At 68.3% G+C, this 19,775-nt stretch carries 17 protein-coding genes and 1 other annotated feature (1 of these 18 running past the window's edge); of the genes, 12 read left to right on the top strand and 5 right to left on the bottom strand.

The window, feature by feature from the left end:
• Positions 1 to 27, bottom strand: a sequence feature (sul1 is cis-regulatory element that is thought to sense ions involved in sulfur or methionine metabolism; They are found in Alphaproteobacteria); it reaches 29 nt to the left of the window's first position.
• A 62-nt stretch (positions 28 to 89) separates the two neighbouring features.
• On the bottom strand, positions 90 to 1,124 hold the full coding sequence (trpS, locus tag LZ686_RS11935) for a tryptophan--tRNA ligase (protein ID WP_045982226.1): 1,035 nt from the start codon (positions 1,122 to 1,124) through the stop codon (positions 90 to 92).
• A 74-nt stretch (positions 1,125 to 1,198) separates the two neighbouring features.
• On the opposite strand from trpS, the gene LZ686_RS11930 reads away from it, so the two are divergent.
• Positions 1,199 to 1,900, top strand: a complete 702-nt coding sequence (locus tag LZ686_RS11930) for a rhomboid family intramembrane serine protease (RefSeq protein WP_349547924.1) — start codon at positions 1,199 to 1,201, stop codon at positions 1,898 to 1,900.
• Here the strand turns inward: LZ686_RS11930 and murJ are convergent.
• Genes murJ through LZ686_RS11915 form a run of 3 tightly spaced genes read right to left on the bottom strand, consistent with a single transcriptional unit; the run spans position 1,897 to position 7,404 of the window.
• On the bottom strand, positions 1,897 to 3,426 hold the full coding sequence (gene murJ, locus LZ686_RS11925) for a murein biosynthesis integral membrane protein MurJ (RefSeq protein ID WP_127898130.1): 1,530 nt from the start codon (positions 3,424 to 3,426) through the stop codon (positions 1,897 to 1,899). The two genes, LZ686_RS11930 and murJ, sit on opposite strands and share 4 nt — an antisense overlap.
• A complete protein-coding gene (locus LZ686_RS11920; RefSeq protein ID WP_349547923.1) occupies positions 3,423 to 6,176 on the bottom strand; it encodes a [protein-PII] uridylyltransferase in 2,754 nt (917 codons plus the stop codon). Before LZ686_RS11920 ends, murJ begins: the two co-directional genes overlap by 4 nt.
• A gap of 22 nt (positions 6,177 to 6,198) precedes the next feature.
• Entirely contained in the window at positions 6,199 to 7,404 is a 1,206-nt protein-coding gene (locus tag LZ686_RS11915; protein ID WP_349547922.1) for a penicillin-binding protein activator, read from the bottom strand.
• A gap of 177 nt (positions 7,405 to 7,581) precedes the next feature.
• On the opposite strand from LZ686_RS11915, the gene rsmI reads away from it, so the two are divergent.
• From rsmI to gshB, 3 genes are read left to right on the top strand one after another with little or no spacing between them, the layout of a single operon-like run.
• Positions 7,582 to 8,478: a 16S rRNA (cytidine(1402)-2'-O)-methyltransferase gene (gene rsmI / locus LZ686_RS11910; RefSeq protein WP_502922008.1), complete on the top strand. Its 897-nt coding sequence runs from the start codon at positions 7,582 to 7,584 to the stop codon at positions 8,476 to 8,478.
• Complete coding sequence (locus tag LZ686_RS11905) at positions 8,471 to 8,851, top strand: YraN family protein (RefSeq protein ID WP_349547920.1); 381 nt, start codon at positions 8,471 to 8,473, stop codon at positions 8,849 to 8,851. The genes rsmI and LZ686_RS11905 overlap by 8 nt, the downstream gene beginning before the upstream one ends.
• A 60-nt stretch (positions 8,852 to 8,911) precedes the next feature.
• Positions 8,912 to 9,862, top strand: a complete 951-nt coding sequence (gshB, locus tag LZ686_RS11900; protein WP_045982231.1) for a glutathione synthase — start codon at positions 8,912 to 8,914, stop codon at positions 9,860 to 9,862.
• Here gshB and LZ686_RS11895 read toward each other — a convergent pair.
• On the bottom strand, positions 9,859 to 11,370 hold the full coding sequence (locus LZ686_RS11895; RefSeq protein WP_273742828.1) for a YifB family Mg chelatase-like AAA ATPase: 1,512 nt from the start codon (positions 11,368 to 11,370) through the stop codon (positions 9,859 to 9,861). The genes gshB and LZ686_RS11895 overlap by 4 nt on opposite strands.
• A 125-nt stretch (positions 11,371 to 11,495) precedes the next feature.
• On the opposite strand from LZ686_RS11895, the gene coaBC reads away from it, so the two are divergent.
• From coaBC to LZ686_RS11855, 8 genes are all read left to right on the top strand, one after another.
• Complete coding sequence (gene coaBC, locus LZ686_RS11890) at positions 11,496 to 12,680, top strand: bifunctional phosphopantothenoylcysteine decarboxylase/phosphopantothenate--cysteine ligase CoaBC (RefSeq protein ID WP_347918378.1); 1,185 nt, start codon at positions 11,496 to 11,498, stop codon at positions 12,678 to 12,680.
• A complete protein-coding gene (locus LZ686_RS11885; protein WP_349547977.1) occupies positions 12,671 to 13,732 on the top strand; it encodes a cysteine desulfurase family protein in 1,062 nt (353 codons plus the stop codon). The genes coaBC and LZ686_RS11885 overlap by 10 nt, the downstream gene beginning before the upstream one ends.
• 16 nt (positions 13,733 to 13,748) lie before the next feature.
• Positions 13,749 to 15,269, top strand: coding sequence for a Fe-S cluster assembly protein SufB (sufB, locus tag LZ686_RS11880; protein ID WP_045982235.1), 1,521 nt, complete (start codon positions 13,749 to 13,751; stop codon positions 15,267 to 15,269).
• A gap of 76 nt (positions 15,270 to 15,345) precedes the next feature.
• Positions 15,346 to 16,101, top strand: coding sequence for a Fe-S cluster assembly ATPase SufC (sufC, locus tag LZ686_RS11875; protein ID WP_045982236.1), 756 nt, complete (start codon positions 15,346 to 15,348; stop codon positions 16,099 to 16,101).
• A complete protein-coding gene (locus LZ686_RS11870) occupies positions 16,101 to 17,435 on the top strand; it encodes a SufB/SufD family protein (protein ID WP_273742831.1) in 1,335 nt (444 codons plus the stop codon). Before sufC ends, LZ686_RS11870 begins: the two co-directional genes overlap by 1 nt.
• A complete protein-coding gene (locus LZ686_RS11865; protein WP_232303350.1) occupies positions 17,408 to 17,926 on the top strand; it encodes a hypothetical protein in 519 nt (172 codons plus the stop codon). Before LZ686_RS11870 ends, LZ686_RS11865 begins: the two co-directional genes overlap by 28 nt.
• The gene (locus tag LZ686_RS11860) at positions 17,923 to 18,516 is read left to right on the top strand and encodes a Yip1 family protein (protein ID WP_046000959.1); all 594 of its coding nucleotides are present in this window, start codon (positions 17,923 to 17,925) and stop codon (positions 18,514 to 18,516) included. The genes LZ686_RS11865 and LZ686_RS11860 overlap by 4 nt, the downstream gene beginning before the upstream one ends.
• Positions 18,513 to 19,724 carry a cysteine desulfurase gene (locus LZ686_RS11855; RefSeq protein WP_282029183.1) on the top strand — a complete coding sequence of 404 codons (1,212 nt, stop codon included), beginning with the start codon at positions 18,513 to 18,515 and terminating at the stop codon, positions 19,722 to 19,724. The genes LZ686_RS11860 and LZ686_RS11855 overlap by 4 nt, the downstream gene beginning before the upstream one ends.
• Positions 19,725 to 19,775: the final 51 nt, after the last annotated feature.

Genomic DNA, 19,775 nt, shown 5'->3' with positions numbered 1-19,775 from the left:
GCCACCCGGAATCTCACCGGGTCCATGCACGTGTCGGGCTGATAGCCGCAAAGAGGCCGCTGGCGCAACCCCCTTGCGGTCGGGGGGCCTCAGCCGCGGGTGCGCAGCAGGCCCATGATGTCCTTGGTCCGCTCCAGGATCGGCATGGCGACGGCCGCCGCGCGGTCGGAACCGTCGGCCAGGATCGCGTCGATCTGGGCGGGGTCGGCCATGTATTCGGACATGCGCCGGGTGATGGGGGACAGCGCCTCGACCGCGACCTCGGCCAGGGCGGGCTTGAACGCGCCGAAGCCCTGACCCTCGAACCGGGCCAGGACCTGGTCGGGGGTCTCGTCCGTCAGGGCGGCATAGATGTTGATCAGGTTGCGCGCCTCGGGGCGGTCCTTCAGACCGTCCATCTGGCCGGGCAGGGGGTCGGCATCGGTGCGCGCCTTGCGGATCTTCTGGGCGATGGTGTCGGCATCGTCGGTCAGGTTGATGCGGCTGGCATCCGACGGATCGGATTTCGACATCTTCTTGGAGCCGTCGCGCAGGGACATGACCTTGGTGGCCACGCCTTCGATCAGCGGTTCGGTGATCGGGAAATGCGTGACGCCGTAATCGTGGTTGAACTTGGCCGCGATGTCGCGGGTCAGTTCCAGGTGCTGCTTCTGATCCTCTCCGACGGGCACGGCGGTCGCCTGATAGGTCAGGATGTCGGCCGCCATCAGCGCCGGATAGGCCAGAAGGCCCAGGCTGACGTTCTCGGCGTTCTTGCCGGCCTTGTCCTTGAACTGGGTCATCCGGTACATCCAGCCCACGCGCGCGACCGTGTTGAACAGCCACGCCATCTCGGCATGGGCGCTGACCTGGGACTGGTTGAACAGGATCGACTGCGCGGGGTCCACGCCCGACGCCATGAAGGCCGCCGCCGCCTCGCGCGTGCGCGACAGCAGGATCTGGGGGTCCTGCCAGACGGTGATCGCGTGCAGGTCAACGATGCAGTAGATCGTCTGCGCGTCCGGGCCCTGCAGGGCCGCGAACCGCTTGAGCGCGCCAAGGTAGTTGCCAAGCGTCAGCCCGCCCGACGGCTGGATGCCGGAAAAGATGCGCGGGCGGAACTGGGCGTTGATCGGGTCGGACATGAGCGGCCTGCCTTGGAATTTCCTGCCCGCTGGCTTAGCGGTTGACCGGTGCCTTCGCAACCCAAGGAAACCCCATGCGATCAAGCCTGCCTGAATCGCCGCTGAACCCGCTGCCGCCCGTGATCTGGCTGCTGACCCTGCCCGTCATCGCCTCCGAGGCGATCTTTGCCCTGGGCGGCGCGGGCCTGATCGGCGGGGCCGAGGGCGTGGGCCTGCGCCTGTCCGCGATCCGCATGGCGGCGTTTCCGCCCGAACTGGCGCAGCGGGCCTGGACGTTGGGGGCGTTCGATCTGGAACAGATGTACCGGTTCCTCAGCTTCGTGTTCATCCATGTCAACGCCATGCATGCGCTGTTCGTCGTGGTGTTCACGCTGGCCCTGGGGAACATGGTCGCGCAGAACTTCCGCCCCTGGGCGGTGCTGGCGCTGTATTTCGGGTCGGCCATCGGCGGTGCGCTGGTCTATGCCGCGATCATCCAGGCGGTGGGCGCGCGGTCCGCGCCGCTGATCGGCGGCTATCCGGCGGTCTATGGGCTGGTGGGGGCGTTCACCTTCCTGATCTGGACGCGGCTGGCGGCAGAGAACGCGAACCGGATGCGGGCCTTCACGCTGATCGGCATGCTGCTGCTGTTCCAGCTGGTCTTCGGCCTGATCTTCGGCGGCGCGGGCCTTGGCTGGATTGCCGAGATCGCGGGCTTTGGGTTCGGGTTCGCGCTGTCCTTCGTGCTGGTCGACGGGGGCATGGCCCGCGCGCTGGCGCAGCTGCGCCAGCGTTAACCGCGCCGGACGGCGGCGCGCAGCTCCGACGGGCGATAGCCAACGATGACAAAGGCCAGCGCGAAATAAAGCGCGGCGCCGCCAAAGACCAGGATCGCCAGCCCCGCGCCGCGACCCAGGCCCGCGGCCTCCAGCCAGCCGCGGGTCGCCCAGAGGACGGCAGCCATCAGCGCCGATGCCAGCAGGATGCGCGGGAACGACCGGCGCAGGCGCGCATCGGCGCGCGCCGCCTGACCCATCGACCGGGTGCCCCACCACAGCTGCGCCACCATGATCCAGGCCGCGATGGTCGTGCCAAGCGCCGCCGCCAGGAACCCGAAGATCGGCATCAGGCCAAAGGCCGCGACGGCGTTCACCACCATCGAGATCAGGGCAAAGCGGAACGGGGTCCTGGTATCCTCGCGCGCGAAATACAGTGGCTGCAGGATCTTCTGCAGCACGAAGGCGGGCAGGCCGAAGGCATAGACAATCAGCGCCGCCGCCGTCTGCTGTGTGTCGAAGGCGGTGAAGGCGCCGCGTTCGAACAGCGTGCTGACCATCGGTTCCGCGATCACCGCGATCGCGAAGGCCGAGGGCAGCGTCAGGAACAGCCCGAATTCCGTGGCGCGGGAATAGGCCGATTGGCCGCCCGCGTGATCCTCGGCCCGGATGCGACGGGCCAGTTCGGGCAGCAGGACGACCGCGACCGCCGCGCCCACCACGCCCAGAGGCAGCTGATACAGCCGGTCGGAATAGGACAGCCAGGCGATCGCGCCCTCGAACCGGGATCCGACCTGGCGGCCAACCAGCAGGTTGATCTGCACGACGCCGCCCGCGAAGGCCGCGGGCAGGGCCACCGCGATCAGGCGGCGCATGTCGGGCGTCAGGCGCGGGCGGTGCGGCCAGAACGTGTATCCGGTCCGCCGCGCGTCCCACCAGACCAGCGCCAGCTGCGCCACCCCGGTGACGGGCGTGGCCCAGGCCAGGGTCAGGCCCAGGTCCCATCCCTGCCAGCGCCCAAGCCCCATCGCCACGATGAACAGCAGGTTCAGCAGCACCGGCGCCGCCGCCGCGGCCGTAAATCGCCCGTTCGCGTTCAAGACGCCCGAGATCATCGAGGCCATCGAGATCAGCAGGATATAGGGGAACGTGATCCGCCCGTATTCGACCGCCAGGTCGAACCGTTCATCGCCCGCGAACCCCGACGCCATCAGCCAGACCAGCCCCGGCATGAAGATCATCGCCACCGCCGACAGCGCCAGCACCGTCATGAACAGCCCCGAGAACGCCTCGCGCGCGAAACGCTGCGCGTCAGCCGGATCGTCCAGCTTCTTCGAGAACATCGGGATGAAGGCGGTGTTGAACGCGCCCTCGGCGAAGAAGCGGCGGAACATGTTGGGCAGGGACAGCGCGATCAGGAACGCCTCAGCCACGGCGCCGGTGCCCAGCCAGGCGGCCATCAGGATGTCGCGCACGAAACCCGACGCGCGCGAGATCAGCGTCCATAGCCCAACGGAGAGGAACCCCCGCACCAATCCGGATTTCATGCCTGTTCAGCCTCGGCCCGTTTCACGCCGTCGGCGATCGCCGTGCGCAGTTTCTTTTCCAGCCCGTCACGTTTCGCGGGGCTGTGCAGCTTCAGGCCGAACATGTCCTTGACATAGAAGCTGTCGACCACCTGCGCCCCATAGGTCGCAATGACGGCGCTGACAATCTGGATGTGGTTCGCGGCCAGCGTCCGCGTCAGGTCGTACAGCAGGCCGGGGCGGTCGCGGGTGTCGACCTCGATGATGGTATAGATGTCGCTGCCTTCGTTGTCGAAGGTGATGTGGGTCGGGAACTTGAACTCTCGGTTGCGCTTTTTCGGCTTGTCCCTGCTTGCAAAGGCCTCGCGGGCGACGATCTCTCCGGCCAGGGTGCGCAGGATGGTCTGGCGCAGGCGGGGCAGGCGATCCTCGGCAAAGGGGTGGCCCTCCGCGTCCTGGACCCAGAATACCGCCGTCGCATATCCGTCCCGCGTGGTATAGGTCCGCGCGTCGACCACGTTCGCCCCGGTCAGCGTCAGCGCGCCCGCCAGACGCGAGAAGATGCCCGGATGGTCCGACAGCACGAAGGCCGCGCGGGTCGCATCCCGGTCGGGATCGGCGCGCAGGTCGATGCGGATCTCGTCCGCGCCCAGGCCGGACAGAAGGTCGGCGAAGACGGCCTGCGTCTGCGTCTGCAGGCCCGACCAATAGGCGTCGTAATGGCGCCCCAGTTCGGCGCGGATGGTGCGGGCGTCCCAGCCCTTGGCAATCAGCAGGTGGCGCAGCGAACGTTTCGCCTCGGTCTGGCGACGGTCGCGGTTCAGCTCCTCCAGCCCGTTCTCCAGCGCGGCCGCGGTCTCCTGGTGCAGCTGGCGCAGCAGCGCGGCCTTCCAGTTGTTCCAGGTGCCGGGCCCCACGCCGCGGATGTCGCAGACGGTCAGCACCAGAAGCATGTCCAGCCGCTTGCGCGTCTTCACCGCCTTGGCAAAGTCGCGCAGCGTGCGCGGGTCGCTGATGTCGCGTTTCTGCGCCACGTCGGACATCAGCAGGTGATGGCGCACCAGCCATTCGACCGTGTCGATGTCGTCCTGGGCAAAGCCGAAGCGCGCCGCGATCCGCCGCGCGATGCGCGCCCCCAGGATCGAATGATCCTCGGGGCGGCCCTTGCCGATGTCGTGCAGCAGGGTCGCCAGATACAGCACGCGACGGTTCACGCCGGCCTGGATGATCTCCGACGACAGTGGCAGGTCCTCGGGGTGTTCGCCGCGCTCGATCTCGGCCAGGGCGGCGACGCATTGGATGGAGTGTTCGTCCACGGTGTAATGGTGATACAGGTTGAACTGCATCATCGCCACGACGGGTTCGAATTCCGGGATGAAGGCGGCCAGCACGCCCAGTTCGTTCATGCGCCGCAGCGCGCGTTCGGGGTTTCCATGCCGCAGCAGCAGGTCCATGAAGATGCGGATCGCCTCAGGGTCGGACTGCACCTTGTCGTCGATGCGGTCCAGGTTCGCGGCCACCAGGCGCAGCGCCTCGGGGTGGATCAGCACGCCGGTGCGCAGGGCCTCCTCGAACAGGCGCAGGATGTTCAGTGGGTCGGCCAGGAAAGTCGCCTCGGTTTCATAGGACAGGCGACCCTGCTGATCGACGAAACCCGCGCGCATCTTGCGCCGCCGACGGAAGATGCGGCCCAGGAAGGGTGCTGCGCGGACATGGCGGGTCTCCAGTTCCGTCAGGAAGACGCGGGTCAGCTCTCCGACGCGAGTGGCGTGGCGGAAATAGTCCTGCATGAAGTACTCGACCGCGCGCCGGGCGGTGGTATCGACATAGCCCATGCGCCGCGCCACCTCGACCTGCATGTCAAAGGACAGCACGTCCGACGGCCGCCCCGCGATCAGATGCAGGTGGCTGCGCACCGCCCACAGGAAATCCTCGGCCTGCCAGAAGGCCAGATGCTCGTCGCGGGTGAAGACGCCCAGATCGACCAGCTCGACCGCCCGGTCGACGCGGTGGATGTATTTCGCGATCCAGTACAGCGTCTGCAGGTCGCGCAGGCCGCCCTTGCCCTCCTTGACGTTGGGTTCCAGGACATAGCGCTGGCCGCCCTGCCGGGTGTGGCGCGCGGCGCGTTCCTCCAGCTTGGCCTCGATGAATTCGGGGATGGTCCGCTCGAACAGTTCCGCCCACAGGCGGGTGCGCAGCTCCTCGGCCAGGGGGGCGTGGCCCGTGACCAGGCGGTGTTCCACCAGAGAGGTGCGGATCGTCATATCCGCCGCACCAAGGCGCAGGCAGTCGTCCACGCTGCGGATCGAATGGCCGATCTTCAGCTTCAGATCCCACAGCATGTACAGCATCGATTCGACGACGCTTTCCGCCCAGGGGGTGATCTTCCACGGGGTCAGGAACAGCAGGTCCACATCGGAGGAGGGCGCCATCTCGGCCCGGCCATAGCCGCCGACGGCCAGCACGGCCAGGCGCTGCGTCTTGGACGAGGACTGCTGGGGGTGCAGGCGCGTCGTGGCCACGTGGTGGACCGCGGTGACCAGCGCATCCGTCATCATGGCGATGGCACGCACCGTCTCGCGCGCGGCGCGGGGATGGGTGGCAAAGGCGGCCTCGATCGCCTCCATCGTCACGGATCGCGTCAGGGCCAGCATCGCCACGGTCTGCGCGCGGATCTGGCGGGGGTCGGTGGTTCCCGCCAGCTGCCGGTCCAGGCGGGCCAGCAGCTGGTCGGTGTCCAGGTCGGGTCGGGCCGCGACGATGGTCATCGGTCGGTGCGTCCGGCCCCGGTCACGACCCCAGCCCGCGCGCATTGCGCGGTGCGGGGTCCAGCACGACCAACTGGCCGCCGCGGATGGTGGCGACCGCCAGGCCACGCTGAACGGTGCCATCGCGCTGCAGGCGGAAGACGCCGCCCACGCCGTTGAAGCCCGCGCGCTGCGTCAGGCCCGTGGTGGTCAGCGCGTTGCGCTGTCCATTGCGCACCAGCGAGGAGATCGCCGCGACCCCGTCATAGGCCAGAGAGGCCAGCTGATGGGGCGCCTCGCCATAGGCACCGGCATAGCGGGCCTCGAACTGGCGCTGCAGGGTCTGGTCGGGGATCGCGAACCACCCCTCGGCCAGCTGCGGCATGCCAAGACGCGACGAAGGCTGGTCCCACCGGGTCAGGCCGATCATCTGCGTGCCGGGCGACCGCACGCCCGCCGCGGCCAGCTGTTCGGTCAGATAGGGCAGGACGGCCTGGTTGTTGGCGGTCATGAAGACCGCGTCGATCGACCCCGACGTCGCGGCCTGGGTGATGCGGGGCACCACGCCGTCGACCCCGGTGATCGAGACCGGGTGGTCGACCCGACCCGCCATGCGGGCGCCGTTGCGGGCGATCGCGGCCTCGATCGCGCGGCCGCCCAGCTGGCCCGCCACGTCGTTCTCGGCCACGACCAGCACGTTGCGCTTGTTCTGCGTCATGCCGTACCCGACCAGGCGGTCGGCCACGTTCTCGAAGCTGTTGCCCAGGATAAAGACGTTGCCGCCCGCGACCTGGGTGTTGTTGGAAAATGTCAGCACGTTGATGTTGCGCGCCTTCATGGCGTTGCCCACCGCGTTGGCGCCTTCGGCGAACAGCGGGCCCAGCACGATCTGCGCGCCCGCGTCGGCGGCGGCGTTGGCCTGGGCCACCGCGCTTTCGGTCGATGCGCCGCTGTCATAGACGCGCAGGTCGATGGTCGCGCCCTGGGCGTCGGCCGCGGCCATGCGGGCCGCGTTCTTCAGGCTGCGGGCCAGCCATTCCAGGTCGTCCGACCCGGTCCCGCCCGGCGCCAGCAGCGCCACGCGCACCGGTTCGGACGGGTCGATCAGGGGGCCCGTCTCGGGGCCGCTGGCCTGCGTGGTGCCGCCGATCGGCTCGCACGCGGCCAGAAACAGGGCCGATACCACCGTCGCCGCTTTCAAAAGGACATGGCGCAGACCCGCAGGCCGGGTTGTGGCGAAGGCTGACATGTGAAACTTCCCTGCTTTATGTTATGACGCGCGCGGATGGCGGCAGCCTATGTCCTGTCTTTGCGATTGGCAATCAGCGCCGGCCCCGTGCGGGCCGGAACCGGAGGCAGGATGACCGACCGCCGCGACCCCCCGAACCATGGGCCGAACCCCAGGCCGAACCCTGGGCCGAACCCTATGCCGAACTCTGGGCAGGACCCCGCCCGCCGCCTGGCCGCGCATGTCGAGGCCGCGCGCCTGGACCCCGGCCTGTACCTGGTCGCGACCCCCATCGGGGCTGCCCGCGACATCACGCTGCGCGCGCTGGACGTGCTGAACAGCGCCGACATGCTGGCGGCCGAGGACACGCGCGTGCTGCGCCATCTTCTGGACATCCACGGCGTGCCGCTGCGCGGGCGGCGCATCCTGTCCTATCACGACCACAACGGCGACCGGGCGCGTCCCGCGCTGCTGGCGGCGCTGTCGGACGGGGCCAGCGTGGCGTACTGTTCCGATGCGGGCACGCCGCTGGTGGCCGATCCCGGCTATCGGCTGGCGCTGGACGCTGCAGAGGCCGGGGCGCGGGTGCATGCGCTGCCGGGGCCATCCTCGGCGCTGGCGGCGCTGACGCTGGCGGGGCTGCCAAGCGACCGGTTCCTGTTCCTGGGCTTTCCACCGCCCACCCAGTCCGCGCGCCAGACCTGGCTGCGCCGCTGGATGGCGGTCGATTCGACGCTGATCCTGTTCGAGAGTCCGCGCCGCGTGTCCCGCACGCTGGAGGATCTGGCCCTGATCGACCCCGCCCGCATCACCGTCGTCGCGCGCGAGCTGACCAAGAAGTTCGAGGAGGTGATCCGCGGCACCGCCGCCGACCTGTCCGCCGATCCGCGCATGGCCACGCTGAAGGGCGAGGTGGTGATGGTTCTTGACCGCCCCTCTGCCGTGGAGATGGACGAGGACCACGTGCGCGCCGTCCTGACTGCGCATATGCGCACCATGTCCGTCAAGGACGCCGCCCGCGAGGCCGCGCAGGAGCTGGGCCTGCCGCGCCGCGACGTCTATCAGCTGGCGCTTGGGCTAGCGGATCGTGACTGAGCTTGGCGGCAGGCGCGCGGGCCGGGGCCGCACCGCCGACCTGTCCGGTCGCCTGGCCGAGGAAGCTGTTTTGCGCCTGTATCACCAGCACGGTGCACAGGTTCTGGCGACGCGCTGGCGCGGGCAGGGGGCCGAGATCGACCTGATCGTGCAGGACGGTCCCGACCTGGTCTTCGTCGAGGTCAAGGCGTCGCGCAGCCATGCCGACGCCGCCCTGCACCTGCTGCCCGCGCAGATGCGCCGGATCACCCAAGCAGCGCTGGAATATTGCGACCGACAGGGCCTGGGCGAGGTTTCCATGCGTTTCGACGTGGCGTTGGTGGATGCCACCGGTCGGGTGGAGCTGATCCGCAATGCCTTCGGCGAGGTCTGAGGCAGGCTTGCATCCGCCCCGGCGGCGGGTCACAACTTGTCCGAAATTCAGGAGGGCCCCATGAGCCTGTATGTCGCCTTGCAGATGGACCCGATCGAGGATGTCTCGATCCACGCCGACAGCACCTTCCGCATCGGCCTGGAGGCCGAGGCCCGCGGCCATCGGCTGTTCCAGTACACCGTCGATCAGCTGCGCTATGACGAAGGGCGCATCGTCGTGCGCGGCCGCCCCGTCACCCTGCGCCGGACCGAGGGCGACCATGTCACCTTCGGCGACTGGACCGAGGTCGAGGCGGGCGATTTCGACGTGATCTGGCTGCGCCAGGACCCGCCCTTCGACATGGGTTACGTGACCTCGACCCATCTGCTGGACCGGGTGCATCCCCAGACGCTGGTGGTCAACGACCCGTTCTGGGTCCGGAACTGCCCCGAAAAGCTGATGGTGCTGGATTTTCCCGACCTGACACCGCCCACCATGATCGCCCGCGACCCCGCTGCCTTCAAGGCGTTCCGGGCGCGCCACGGAGAGATCATTGTCAAGCCGCTTTACGGCAATGGCGGGGCGGGGGTGTTCCACCTGAAGCCCGGCGACCCGAACCTGTCGGCCCTGCTGGAGACCTTCGCGGGCATCAACCGCGAACCCATGATCGCGCAGAAATACCTGCCCGCCGTGGTCAAGGGCGACAAGCGCATCATCCTGGTCGACGGCGAACCCGTGGGCGCCATCAACCGCGTCCCGCAGGAGGGCGAGGCCCGTTCGAACATGCATGTCGGCGGGCGCGCCGAGAAGATCGGCCTGACCGAGCGCGAATTCGAGATCTGCACCCGCATCGCTCCCGTGCTGCGCGAGAAGGGCCTGATCTTCACCGGCATCGACGTCATCGACGGCTGGCTGACCGAGATCAACGTGACCTCTCCCACCGGCATCCAGGAGCTGGAGCGGTTCGACGGTATCAATGCCGCCGAGGCCATCTGGGAGGCGATCGAGCGGCGCGTGGCCGCCAAGGGCTAACCCCCCGCGACGAAGGGCAGGCGATAGCTGATCGCCTCGGCCAGGTGGCGGGTCAGGACATGGTCCGACCCGTCCAGATCAGCGATGGTGCGCGCGCTGCGCAAGATGCGGTGATAACCGCGGGCCGTCAGGCCCAGCCTTTCCGACGCCTTCAGGATCAGCGCGCGCCCGTCCGCATCGGGCGCGGCGATCGCGTCCAGCAGCGGTGGCGGCGCATCGGCGTTCACCGTCACGCCGGGATGGTTGCGGAACCGCTTTGCCTGGATCGCGCGGGCCGCCGCGACGCGGGCCGCCACCGTCGCGGACGTGTCGCCCGCCGGCAGGTCCAGGTCGGTCAGGCTGACGCCCGGCACCTCCAGCCGCAGATCGAACCGGTCCATCAGCGGCCCGGAGATCTTGCCCAGATAGCTGTCGCCGCAGACCGGCGCGCGCGAACAGGCCCGGCCCGGATCGGCCAGATAGCCGCAGCGGCAAGGGTTGGCCGCCGCGATCAGCAGGAACCGGCTGGGATAGCGGATATGCGCGTTGGCGCGGCTGACGAAGACCTCGCCCGTCTCGACCGGCTGGCGCAGGCTTTCCAGCACCTTGCGGTCGAATTCCGGCAGCTCGTCCAGAAACAGCACGCCGTTATGGGCCAGGCTGATCTCTCCCGGCTTGGCCTTGGGGCCGCCGCCGACGATGGCCGGGGATGACGCGGTGTGGTGCGGGCTTTGAAAGGGCGCGCGGCGCGAGATCTGGCCGTTCTTCAGCAGCCCCGCTACCGAATGCACCATCGAGGTCTCCAGCGCCTCGCGTGCGGTCAGGGGCGGCATCAGGCCGGGCAGGCGCGCCGACAGCATGGATTTGCCCGCGCCGGGGGGACCGACCATCAGCAGATGATGACGCCCCGCGGCGGCGATCTCCAGCGCGCGTTTGGCGCGTTCCTGGCCGCGGACATCGGACAGGCACGGGGGCTGGGGACCGTCGACGACCTGGCCGGGGCGGGCCGGCGCGATGGGCGCGCGGTCGGTCAGGTGATCGACCACGGCGCGCAGCGTGTCGGCGGCCAGAACGGGAACCTGTTCGATCCACGCGGCCTCGGCGCCGCAGGCGCGCGGACAGATCAGCGCGCGGTCGTCATCCGCGGCCGCGACGGCGGCAGGCAGCGCGCCCGCGACCGCGACCAGCCGCCCGTCCAGCGCCAACTCGCCCAGGGCCACGCAGCGGGCCAGTTCCTCCCGGGGCACGATGTCCAGCGCGGCCAGCACCGCCAGCGCGATTGGCAGGTCGAAATGCGACCCCTCCTTGGGCAGATCGGCAGGGGACAGGTTCACGGTCAGCCGCTTGTTCGGCAGCGCAATGGCCAGCGCGCCAAAGGCCGCACGGACGCGTTCCTTGGCCTCGCTGACGGCCTTGTCGGGCAGACCCACGATGGAGAAGCCGGGTAGGCCCGCCGCCACGGCGCATTGCACCTCGACCAGGCGGGCCTCGATGCCTTCGAAGGCCACGGAATAGGCGATGGCGACCATGTTACCCCTCGGTTGTCCCGGAATGGTTAACGGCAGCGGGCTTAAGGAAGCGTTAACGGGCGCGCTTTCCTTGCGGCAGCGGCGCCGCGTCGCTATCTGGGGCGCAGGACCGATGGGGGTGGCGCATGCAGGGCAGGCGGATATTGCTGATCGTGGGCGGCGGGATCGCGGCCTTCAAGGCGCCGGCGCTGATCCGGCTGCTGCGCGCGGCGGGCGCGTCGGTGACGCCGGTGCTGACAGCTGCGGGCGCGCAGTTCACCACGCCCATGACCCTGTCCGTGCTGGCCGGAGAGCCGGTGCACGACACGCTGTGGGATCAGGGTGCCGAGGCCGAGATCGGCCATATCCAGCTGTCGCGCCGGGCCGATCTGGTGGTCGTGGCGCCCGCCACCGCCGATCTGATGGCGCGGATGGCGCAGGGGCTGGCGAATGATCTGGCCTCGACCCTGCTGCTGGCCACGGACAAGCGCGTGCTGATCGCGCCCGCGATGAACGTCCGCATGTGGGAGCATCCGGCGACGCAGCGCAACCTGGCCACGCTGCGCGGCGATGGCATCATGGTCGTGGGCCCGGACGAGGGCGACATGGCCTGCGGCGAATACGGCCCCGGTCGGATGGCCGAGCCCGAGGCGATCGTGGCCGCGATCCGTGCGGCCCTGACCGATGGGCCGCTGACGGGGCGGCATGTGATCGTGACCTCGGGGCCCACGCATGAGCCGATCGACCCGGTGCGCTATATCGCCAACCGCTCCAGCGGGGCGCAGGGGGCGGCGATCGCGGCGGCCCTGCGCGATCTGGGCGCGCGGGTCAGCTTCGTGACCGGACCGGCCAGCGTGCCCGCGCCCGCGGGCGTGGCGGTGATCCCGGTCGAGACTGCGGCCCAGATGCAGGCGGCGGTCGAGGCGGCGCTGCCCGCCGATGCGGCGGTGATGGCGGCGGCGGTGGCCGATTGGCGCGTGGCCAATGGCAGCGACCAGAAGATCAAGAAGACCGGTGCGCCGCCCGCCCTGCAGATGGCCGAGAACCCGGATATCCTGGCCTGGCTCAGCCGCGATGCGCGCAGGCCGCGCCTGGTCGTGGGCTTTGCGGCCGAGACGCAGGACGTGGTGGCGCATGCGACCGCCAAGCGGGCGCGCAAGGGCTGCGACTGGATCGTGGCGAATGATGTCAGCCCGGCCACGGGCATCATGGGCGGCAGCCACAACACCGTCACGCTGATCACCGAAGCCGGGGTCGAGGACTGGCCGCGGATGGACAAGCATGCCGTGGCCGCCCGGTTGGCCGCGCGGATCGCGGAGGCATTGGCATGAGAACCTATCTGGACTGGAACGCCACCACGCCGCTGCGCCCCGAGGTCAAGGCCGCCATCACCGAGGCGCTGGAAATCTCTGGCAACCCGTCATCGGTCCATACCGAGGGGCGGGCCGCCAAGATGGCACTGGAACGCGCCCGCGAGCAGGTGGCCGTGGCCCTGGGCGCAGACGGGGCCGACGTGGTCTTCACCGCGGGTGCGACCGAGGCCGCGGCGATGGTCCTGGGGCAGGGTAAGTTCCACTGCGCCCCCGTGGAACACAGCGCCGTCAAGGTCTGGTGCGAGGCGGACCTTGCCGTTGACGGCGACGGCTTCGTCACCGTGACCGACCCCGCACGAACCAGCCTGCAGCTGGCCAACAACGAGACCGGCGTGATGCAGGACCTGCCGCAGGGGCTGCATTCCAGCGACCTGACGCAGGCCTTCGGCAAGGTGCCCATGGCGTTCAACTGGCTTGGCGTGACGGCAGGCTTCGTCAGCGCACACAAGCTGGGCGGGCCGAAGGGAATCGGTGCGCTGATCCTGAAGAAAGGCACCGACCTGCCTCCGCTGATCAAGGGCGGCGGGCAGGAGCAGGGGCGCCGTGCGGGGACCGAGAACCTGATCGGCATCCTGGCCTTTGCCGCCGCCGCTACGGCCGCGCAGCGTGATCTGGACGCCGGGCTGTGGGACGCGGTCCGCGAGCGGCGCGACGCGCTGGAGGCGCGGATCTGCGACATCGCGCCCGGCGCGGTGATCGTCGGAAAGGCCGCGCAGCGCTTGCCGAACACGACATGCCTTCTTACATCGGGGTGGAAGGGCGAAACCCAGGTCATGCAGATGGATCTGGCAGGGTTCGCGATCTCGGCCGGCTCGGCCTGTTCGTCGGGCAAGGTCCGGGCCAGCGGTGCCCTGCAGGCGATGGGGTTCGATGATCAGCTTGCGCAATCGGCGATCCGGATCTCGATAAGCCCCGCTGTTGGGGACGATCAGATCAACCGATTTGCGGATGCTTGGGAAAAGGCGTATTCACGCTGGCGCGACAGGAATGGACCGACCGCGGCCATTTGAGGAAAAGGACTGAAGGATGACGGACATCACCGATCTTGACGTGCGCGAAGGCGTAGACCGGGAAACGGTCGAGACTGTCCAGAACATGGGCAGCTACAAATACGGCTGGAACACCGAGATCGAGATGGACTATGCGCCCAAGGGCGTGAACGAGGATATCGTCCGTCTGATCTCGGCCAAGAACCAGGAACCGGAATGGATGACCGAATGGCGGCTGGAAGCCTATCGCCGCTGGGTCACCATGGCAGAGCCGAAATGGGCGATGCTGAACTATCCCGAGATCGACTATCAGGACCAGTATTACTATGCGCGTCCCAAGAGCATGGAGGAGAAGCCCAAGTCGCTGGACGACGTGGACCCCAAGCTGCTGGCGACCTATGACAAGCTGGGCATCCCGCTGCGCGAGCAGATGATCCTGGCGGGCGTCGAGGGCGCCGAGGATGCGCCCGCCGAGGGTCGCCGCGTGGCCGTGGACGCCGTCTTCGACAGCGTCAGCCTGGGCACGACCTTCAAGGACGAGCTGGCCAAGGCCGGGGTGATCTTCTGTTCGATCAGCGAGGCGATCCGCGAGCATCCCGAACTGGTGCGCAAGTACCTGGGATCGGTCGTGCCGCAGTCGGACAACTATTTCGCGACGCTGAACAGCGCCGTCTTCTCGGATGGCAGCTTCGTCTACATCCCGCCCGGCGTGAAGTGCCCGATGGAGCTGTCGACCTATTTCCGCATCAATGCGGAGAACACCGGCCAGTTCGAACGGACCCTGATCATCGCCGACAAGGGCGCCCATGTCAGCTATCTGGAAGGCTGCACCGCGCCCAAGCGCGACACAAACCAGCTGCATGCCGCAGTCGTTGAGCTGGTCATCCTTGAGGATGCCGAGATCAAGTACTCGACCGTCCAGAACTGGTTCCCCGGCGACGAGGACGGCAAGGGCGGCATCTACAACTTCGTCACCAAGCGCGCCGATTGCCGCGGCGACCGGGCCAAGGTGATGTGGACGCAGGTCGAGACCGGCTCGGCGATCACCTGGAAGTACCCGTCCTGCATCCTGCGCGGCAATGAGAGCCAGGGCGAGTTCTATTCGATCGCCATCGCCAACAACTGGCAGCAGGCCGATACCGGCACCAAGATGATCCACCTGGGCAAGAACACGCGCTCGCGGATCGTGTCCAAGGGGATTTCAGCAGGGCAGGCGCAGAACACCTATCGCGGGCTGGTCACCATGCACCCGCGCGCCACGAACAGCCGCAACTATACCCAGTGCGACAGCCTGCTGATCGGCGACAAGTGCGGGGCGCATACCGTGCCCTATATCGAGGTCAAGAACAGCAGCAGCCGCGTGGAACACGAGGCGACGACCAGCAAGGTCGACGACGACCAGCTGTTCTATTGCCGGTCGCGCGGGATGGACGAGGAAGAGGCCGTGGCGCTGGTCGTCAACGGGTTCTGCCGCGAGGTCCTGCAGGCCCTGCCCATGGAATTCGCCATGGAGGCGCAGGCGCTGGTCGCGATCTCGCTGGAAGGCTCGGTGGGCTGATCGATCCGGCCGGGCATTGCTGCCCGGCCACCATAGATGCGGCGCCCCGGTGGCGCCTTTGCCGTTTGAGGGAAATATGCTGAAAATCAACAACCTGCACGTCAAACTTGAGGACGAGGACAAGCAGATCCTGAAGGGTCTGACGCTGGAGGTTCCGGCCGGAGAGGTCCATGCGATCATGGGCCCGAACGGATCGGGCAAGTCCACGCTGTCCTATGTCCTGTCGGGCCGCGACGGCTATGAGGTCACCGACGGCAGCGCCACGCTGGACGGCGAGAGCCTGCTGGACATGGAGCCCGAGGAGCGTGCGGCCGCGGGCCTGTTCCTGGCGTTCCAGTACCCGGTCGAGATTCCGGGCGTCGGCAACATGACGTTCCTGCGCACCGCCGTGAACGCGCAGCGCAAGGCGCGCGGCGAGGCCGAGCTGACTGCAGGAGAGTTCCTGAAGGTCGTGCGCGCCAAGGCGGCAGAGCTGCAGATCAGCCCCGACATGCTGAAGCGCCCGGTCAATGTCGGCTTTTCGGGCGGCGAGAAGAAGCGCAACGAGATCCTGCAGATGGCCATGCTGGAGCCCCGCATGTGCATCATGGACGAGACCGATTCGGGTCTGGACGTCGATGCGATGCGCCTTGTCAGCGACGGTGTGAACGCCCTGCGCAGCGAAGGCCGCAGCTTTCTGGTCATCACCCATTATCAGCGCCTGCTGAACCATATCCAGCCGGACGTCGTGCACATCATGTCCAACGGCCGGATCATCAAGTCGGGCGGCCCCGAACTGGCGCTGGAAGTCGAAGAGAACGGCTATGGCGACCTGTTGGCGGAGGCCGGCTGATGTCCGAATCCGCCGTTCAGGAAATCCAGACCCCGCAGGTCACCGGCGCGCCCAAGCCCGCCAATGCGCTGGATGCGCGGCTGGCCGCGACCACGCTGCCCACGGGTGGGTTCACCGCCGCCGCCCGCGCCGACGCGCTGGCACGGCTGCGCGCCATGGGCCTGCCGGGCCCGCGTGACGAATACTGGCGCTATACCGACCCGCGCCCGTTCAACGCGCCCGAGCCGCAGGCGCTGGCCATCGATACGGGCCCGGAATCGCCGCTGTTCACCGCGCGTGACAAACTGACGCTGGTCTTTGTCGACGGCGCGTTCGACGCCTCGGCATCCGACGACCTGTCGCTGGAAGGGATCGAGATCACCACCTTGGCGCAGGCCGACCGGGCGGGCGATCATTGGTCGGCCGACCTGTACGGGACGCTGGAACTGGCAGGTCAGACCCCGGTCAAGCGCCCCTTCGCGGCGCTGAATACGGCCGTGGCGGCCGATGGCCTGCTGATCCGCGTGACAGGCAAGCCCTCGCGTCCGGTGCATGTGCTGCATCGCCGCGGGTCGGACCGCGCGGATGCCGTCTGGCATCACGTGATCCGGGTCGAATCGGGTGCCGAACTGACGCTGCTGGAAAGCGGCATGGTCGGCGCGCGGTCGAACGGCATGATCGAGGCCGATCTGCTGCCGGGCGCCACGCTGCACCACATCGCGGCCAAGCGCGCCGTCGATCCCAAGGTCGGCCTGTCGCACCTGTTCGCCCGCGTGGGCGAGGGTGCGGTGCTGAAGAGCTTCGCGCTGGTCGTGAACGGCACCACCATGCGCCACGAGGCCGTCGTGGACATGGTCGGTGACGACGCGGTGGCCCATGTCGCCGCGGCGGTGCTGGGCGACGGCGATGTCGGTCCGTTCCACCACGACGACACCGTCTTCGTGACCCATGGCGCGCTGCGCGGCGAAAGCCGGCAGGTGTTCAAGAAGGTCCTGAAGAACGGGGCGACCGGCGTGTTCCAGGGCAAGATCCTGGTCAAGAACGGCGCGCAGAAGACCGACGGCTATCAGATCAGCCAGGCCCTGCTGCTGGACGAGGCCAGCCAGTTCCTGGCCAAGCCCGAGCTTGAGATCTATGCCGACGACGTCAAGTGTTCGCACGGGTCCACGACGGGCGCGATCGACGAGGGGGCGTTGTTCTACCTGCGCTCTCGCGGGGTGCCCTATGACCGGGCGATCGTGTTCCTGGTGCTGTCGTTCCTGGCCGACGCCCTGGCCGAGGTCGACGACGAGAGCCTGCGCGACGAGATCAACGAACGGCTGGACGCGTGGCTGACCGAACGCCCGCAGGGATGACCGGCCCGCGCGGCGGGATGGTGCTGCGCGTGCTGGAAAGCTGGTGGGCCCCGCGCCGGGTGGTGCGGGGCCTGTCGGCGATGCCCGACAGCACGCTGCTGGTCGTGCTGATGGTGGCAATGCTGATCACGCTGGTCGGGCAGGCGCCGGGCCTGTCGCGCGCGGCGCAGTTGGACCCGTCGATCCCGCTGGACGCGCGGATCGGGGGTGCGGCCCTTGGGACCATGTTCATGATGCCGCTGGTGGCCTATGCCATGGCGGGGCTGACCGCGCTGCTCAGCCGCCTGACCCCGTGGCGGCTGGAGGCGCGCCATGCACGTCTGGCGCTGTTCTGGGCGTTGATGGCGGTGGCGCCCGCGACGCTTTTGGGCGGGATGGTGGCGGGGCTGATCGGCCCGTCCCCCGCGCTGACCCTGACCCGCACGGTGGCGGGTGCGGGATTCCTGTTCATCTGGGGCGCCGGGATCATGGCGCTGGCGAGACGCAAATGACCTTCGACGACTTCAAGGCGCTGGCGCGCCGGACCCTGCGCGATCCCGAAGGGGCGGCCCGCTGGTTGATCGACCAGCGCTGGCCGATGCAGGTGCGCTGGATGGCGCTGGTTCTGGCGGTGTCGCTGTCGGGGCTGCTGGCCTACGGCTCGACCCTGCTGTTCCCGCTGCCCTCGGACGAGGGGGCGGCCGTGTTCTCGATCAGCCGGCAGCCGCTGGTCCTGGCCGGAATGCAGCTGGTCGCGATCGTTCTGGGCGCGGGTCTGATGGCCGGGGTCGGGCGCATGTTCGGCGGCCACGGCCGGTTCGAGGATGCCCTGCTGCTGACCGTCTGGATCGAGGTGATGCTGCTGGTCGTGCAATTGGCCCAGATCGTGCTGTCGCTGGCCCTGCCGGGGCTGGCGGGGATCCTGGGGATCATCGCGGTCGCGCTGTTCCTGTGGCTGACGGTGCAGTTCACCAAGGCGCTCCACGGGTTCACCAGCGGCCCCAAGGTGCTGCTGGTCATGTTCGGCACGCTGCTAGTCATGGGATTCGTCCTGTCGTTCTTCATGGCCGCGCTTGGCCTCATGCCGGAGATGCCGCAATGAGCTTTGACGTCAACGCCGTCCGCGCCGATTTTCCAATCCTGTCGACGACGGTCAACGGGCGCCCGCTGGTCTATCTGGACAGCGGCGCCAGCGCGCAAAAGCCGCGAGTCGTGATCGACGCCATCACCCGCGCCTATGAAGGCGAATACGCCAATGTCCATCGCGGCCTGCATTACCTGTCGAACCTTGCGACCGACAATTACGAACGCGTCCGCGGGATCATCGCACGGTTCCTGAACGCGCCCGCGGTCGACGAGGTGATCTTCACCAGTGGCTCGACCGAGGCGCTGAACCTGGTCAGCTATGCCTGGGCCGCGCCGCGCCTGCAGGCCGGCGACGAGATCGTGCTGTCGCTGCTGGAGCATCACGCCAATATCGTGCCCTGGCATTTCCTGCGCGAACGCCAGGGCGTGGTGCTGAAATGGGTCGAACCCGATGCGGATGGCAGCCTTCCGCCGGAAAAGGTGCTGGCCGCGATCACGCCGCGCACGCGGATGCTGGCGCTGACGCACATGTCGAACGTGACCGGGACGGTCGTGGACATCGCGGCGATCCGCCGCGGCACCGACCTGCCGATGGTCGTGGACGGGTCGCAGGCCGCGGTCCACATGCCGGTGGACCTGTCGACGCTTGGCGCCGATTTCTACTGCATCACGGGGCACAAGCTTTACGGTCCCTCCGGCTCGGGCGCGATCTGGATCCGCGCCGACCGCCAGGCCGAGATGCGGCCCTTTCTGGGCGGCGGCGACATGATTCGCACCGTCAGCCGCGACGCCGTCACCTATAACGACCCGCCCCTGCGGTTCGAGGCGGGCACGCCCGGCATCGTCAACCAGATCGGACTGGGCGTCGCGCTGGAATACATGATGTCCCTGGGGATGGAGAACATCGCCGCCCATGAGCGCGCGCTGCGCGATCATGCCCGCGACCGCCTGCGGGCGCTGAACTGGCTGCAGGTGCAGGGCGATGCGCCGGGCAAGGGCGCGATCTTCTCCATGACGATGGACGGGGCGCACGCGCATGACATCTCGACCATCCTGGACAAGAAGGGAATCGCGGTCCGTGCGGGCAGCCATTGCGCCATGCCCCTGATGGAGCATCTGGGAATCAATGCCAGCGCCCGTGCCAGTTTTGCGATGTACAACACGCAGGCAGATGTGGACGCGCTGGTCGAAGGATTGATCTTCTGCCGCGAGCTTTTCGCCTGATTCTTGCAAAGATTTCGAGGGGCGTCGAAGAATGCCCGATAAATCTTGCCG

Origin of the sequence: Paracoccus sp. NFXS7 (genome assembly GCF_040148865.1) — a bacterium.
Lineage (GTDB): Bacteria > Pseudomonadota > Alphaproteobacteria > Rhodobacterales > Rhodobacteraceae > Paracoccus > Paracoccus marcusii.
Note: the sequence above shows the minus strand (reverse complement) of the source record. Positions and strands in the feature narration are given on the sequence as shown.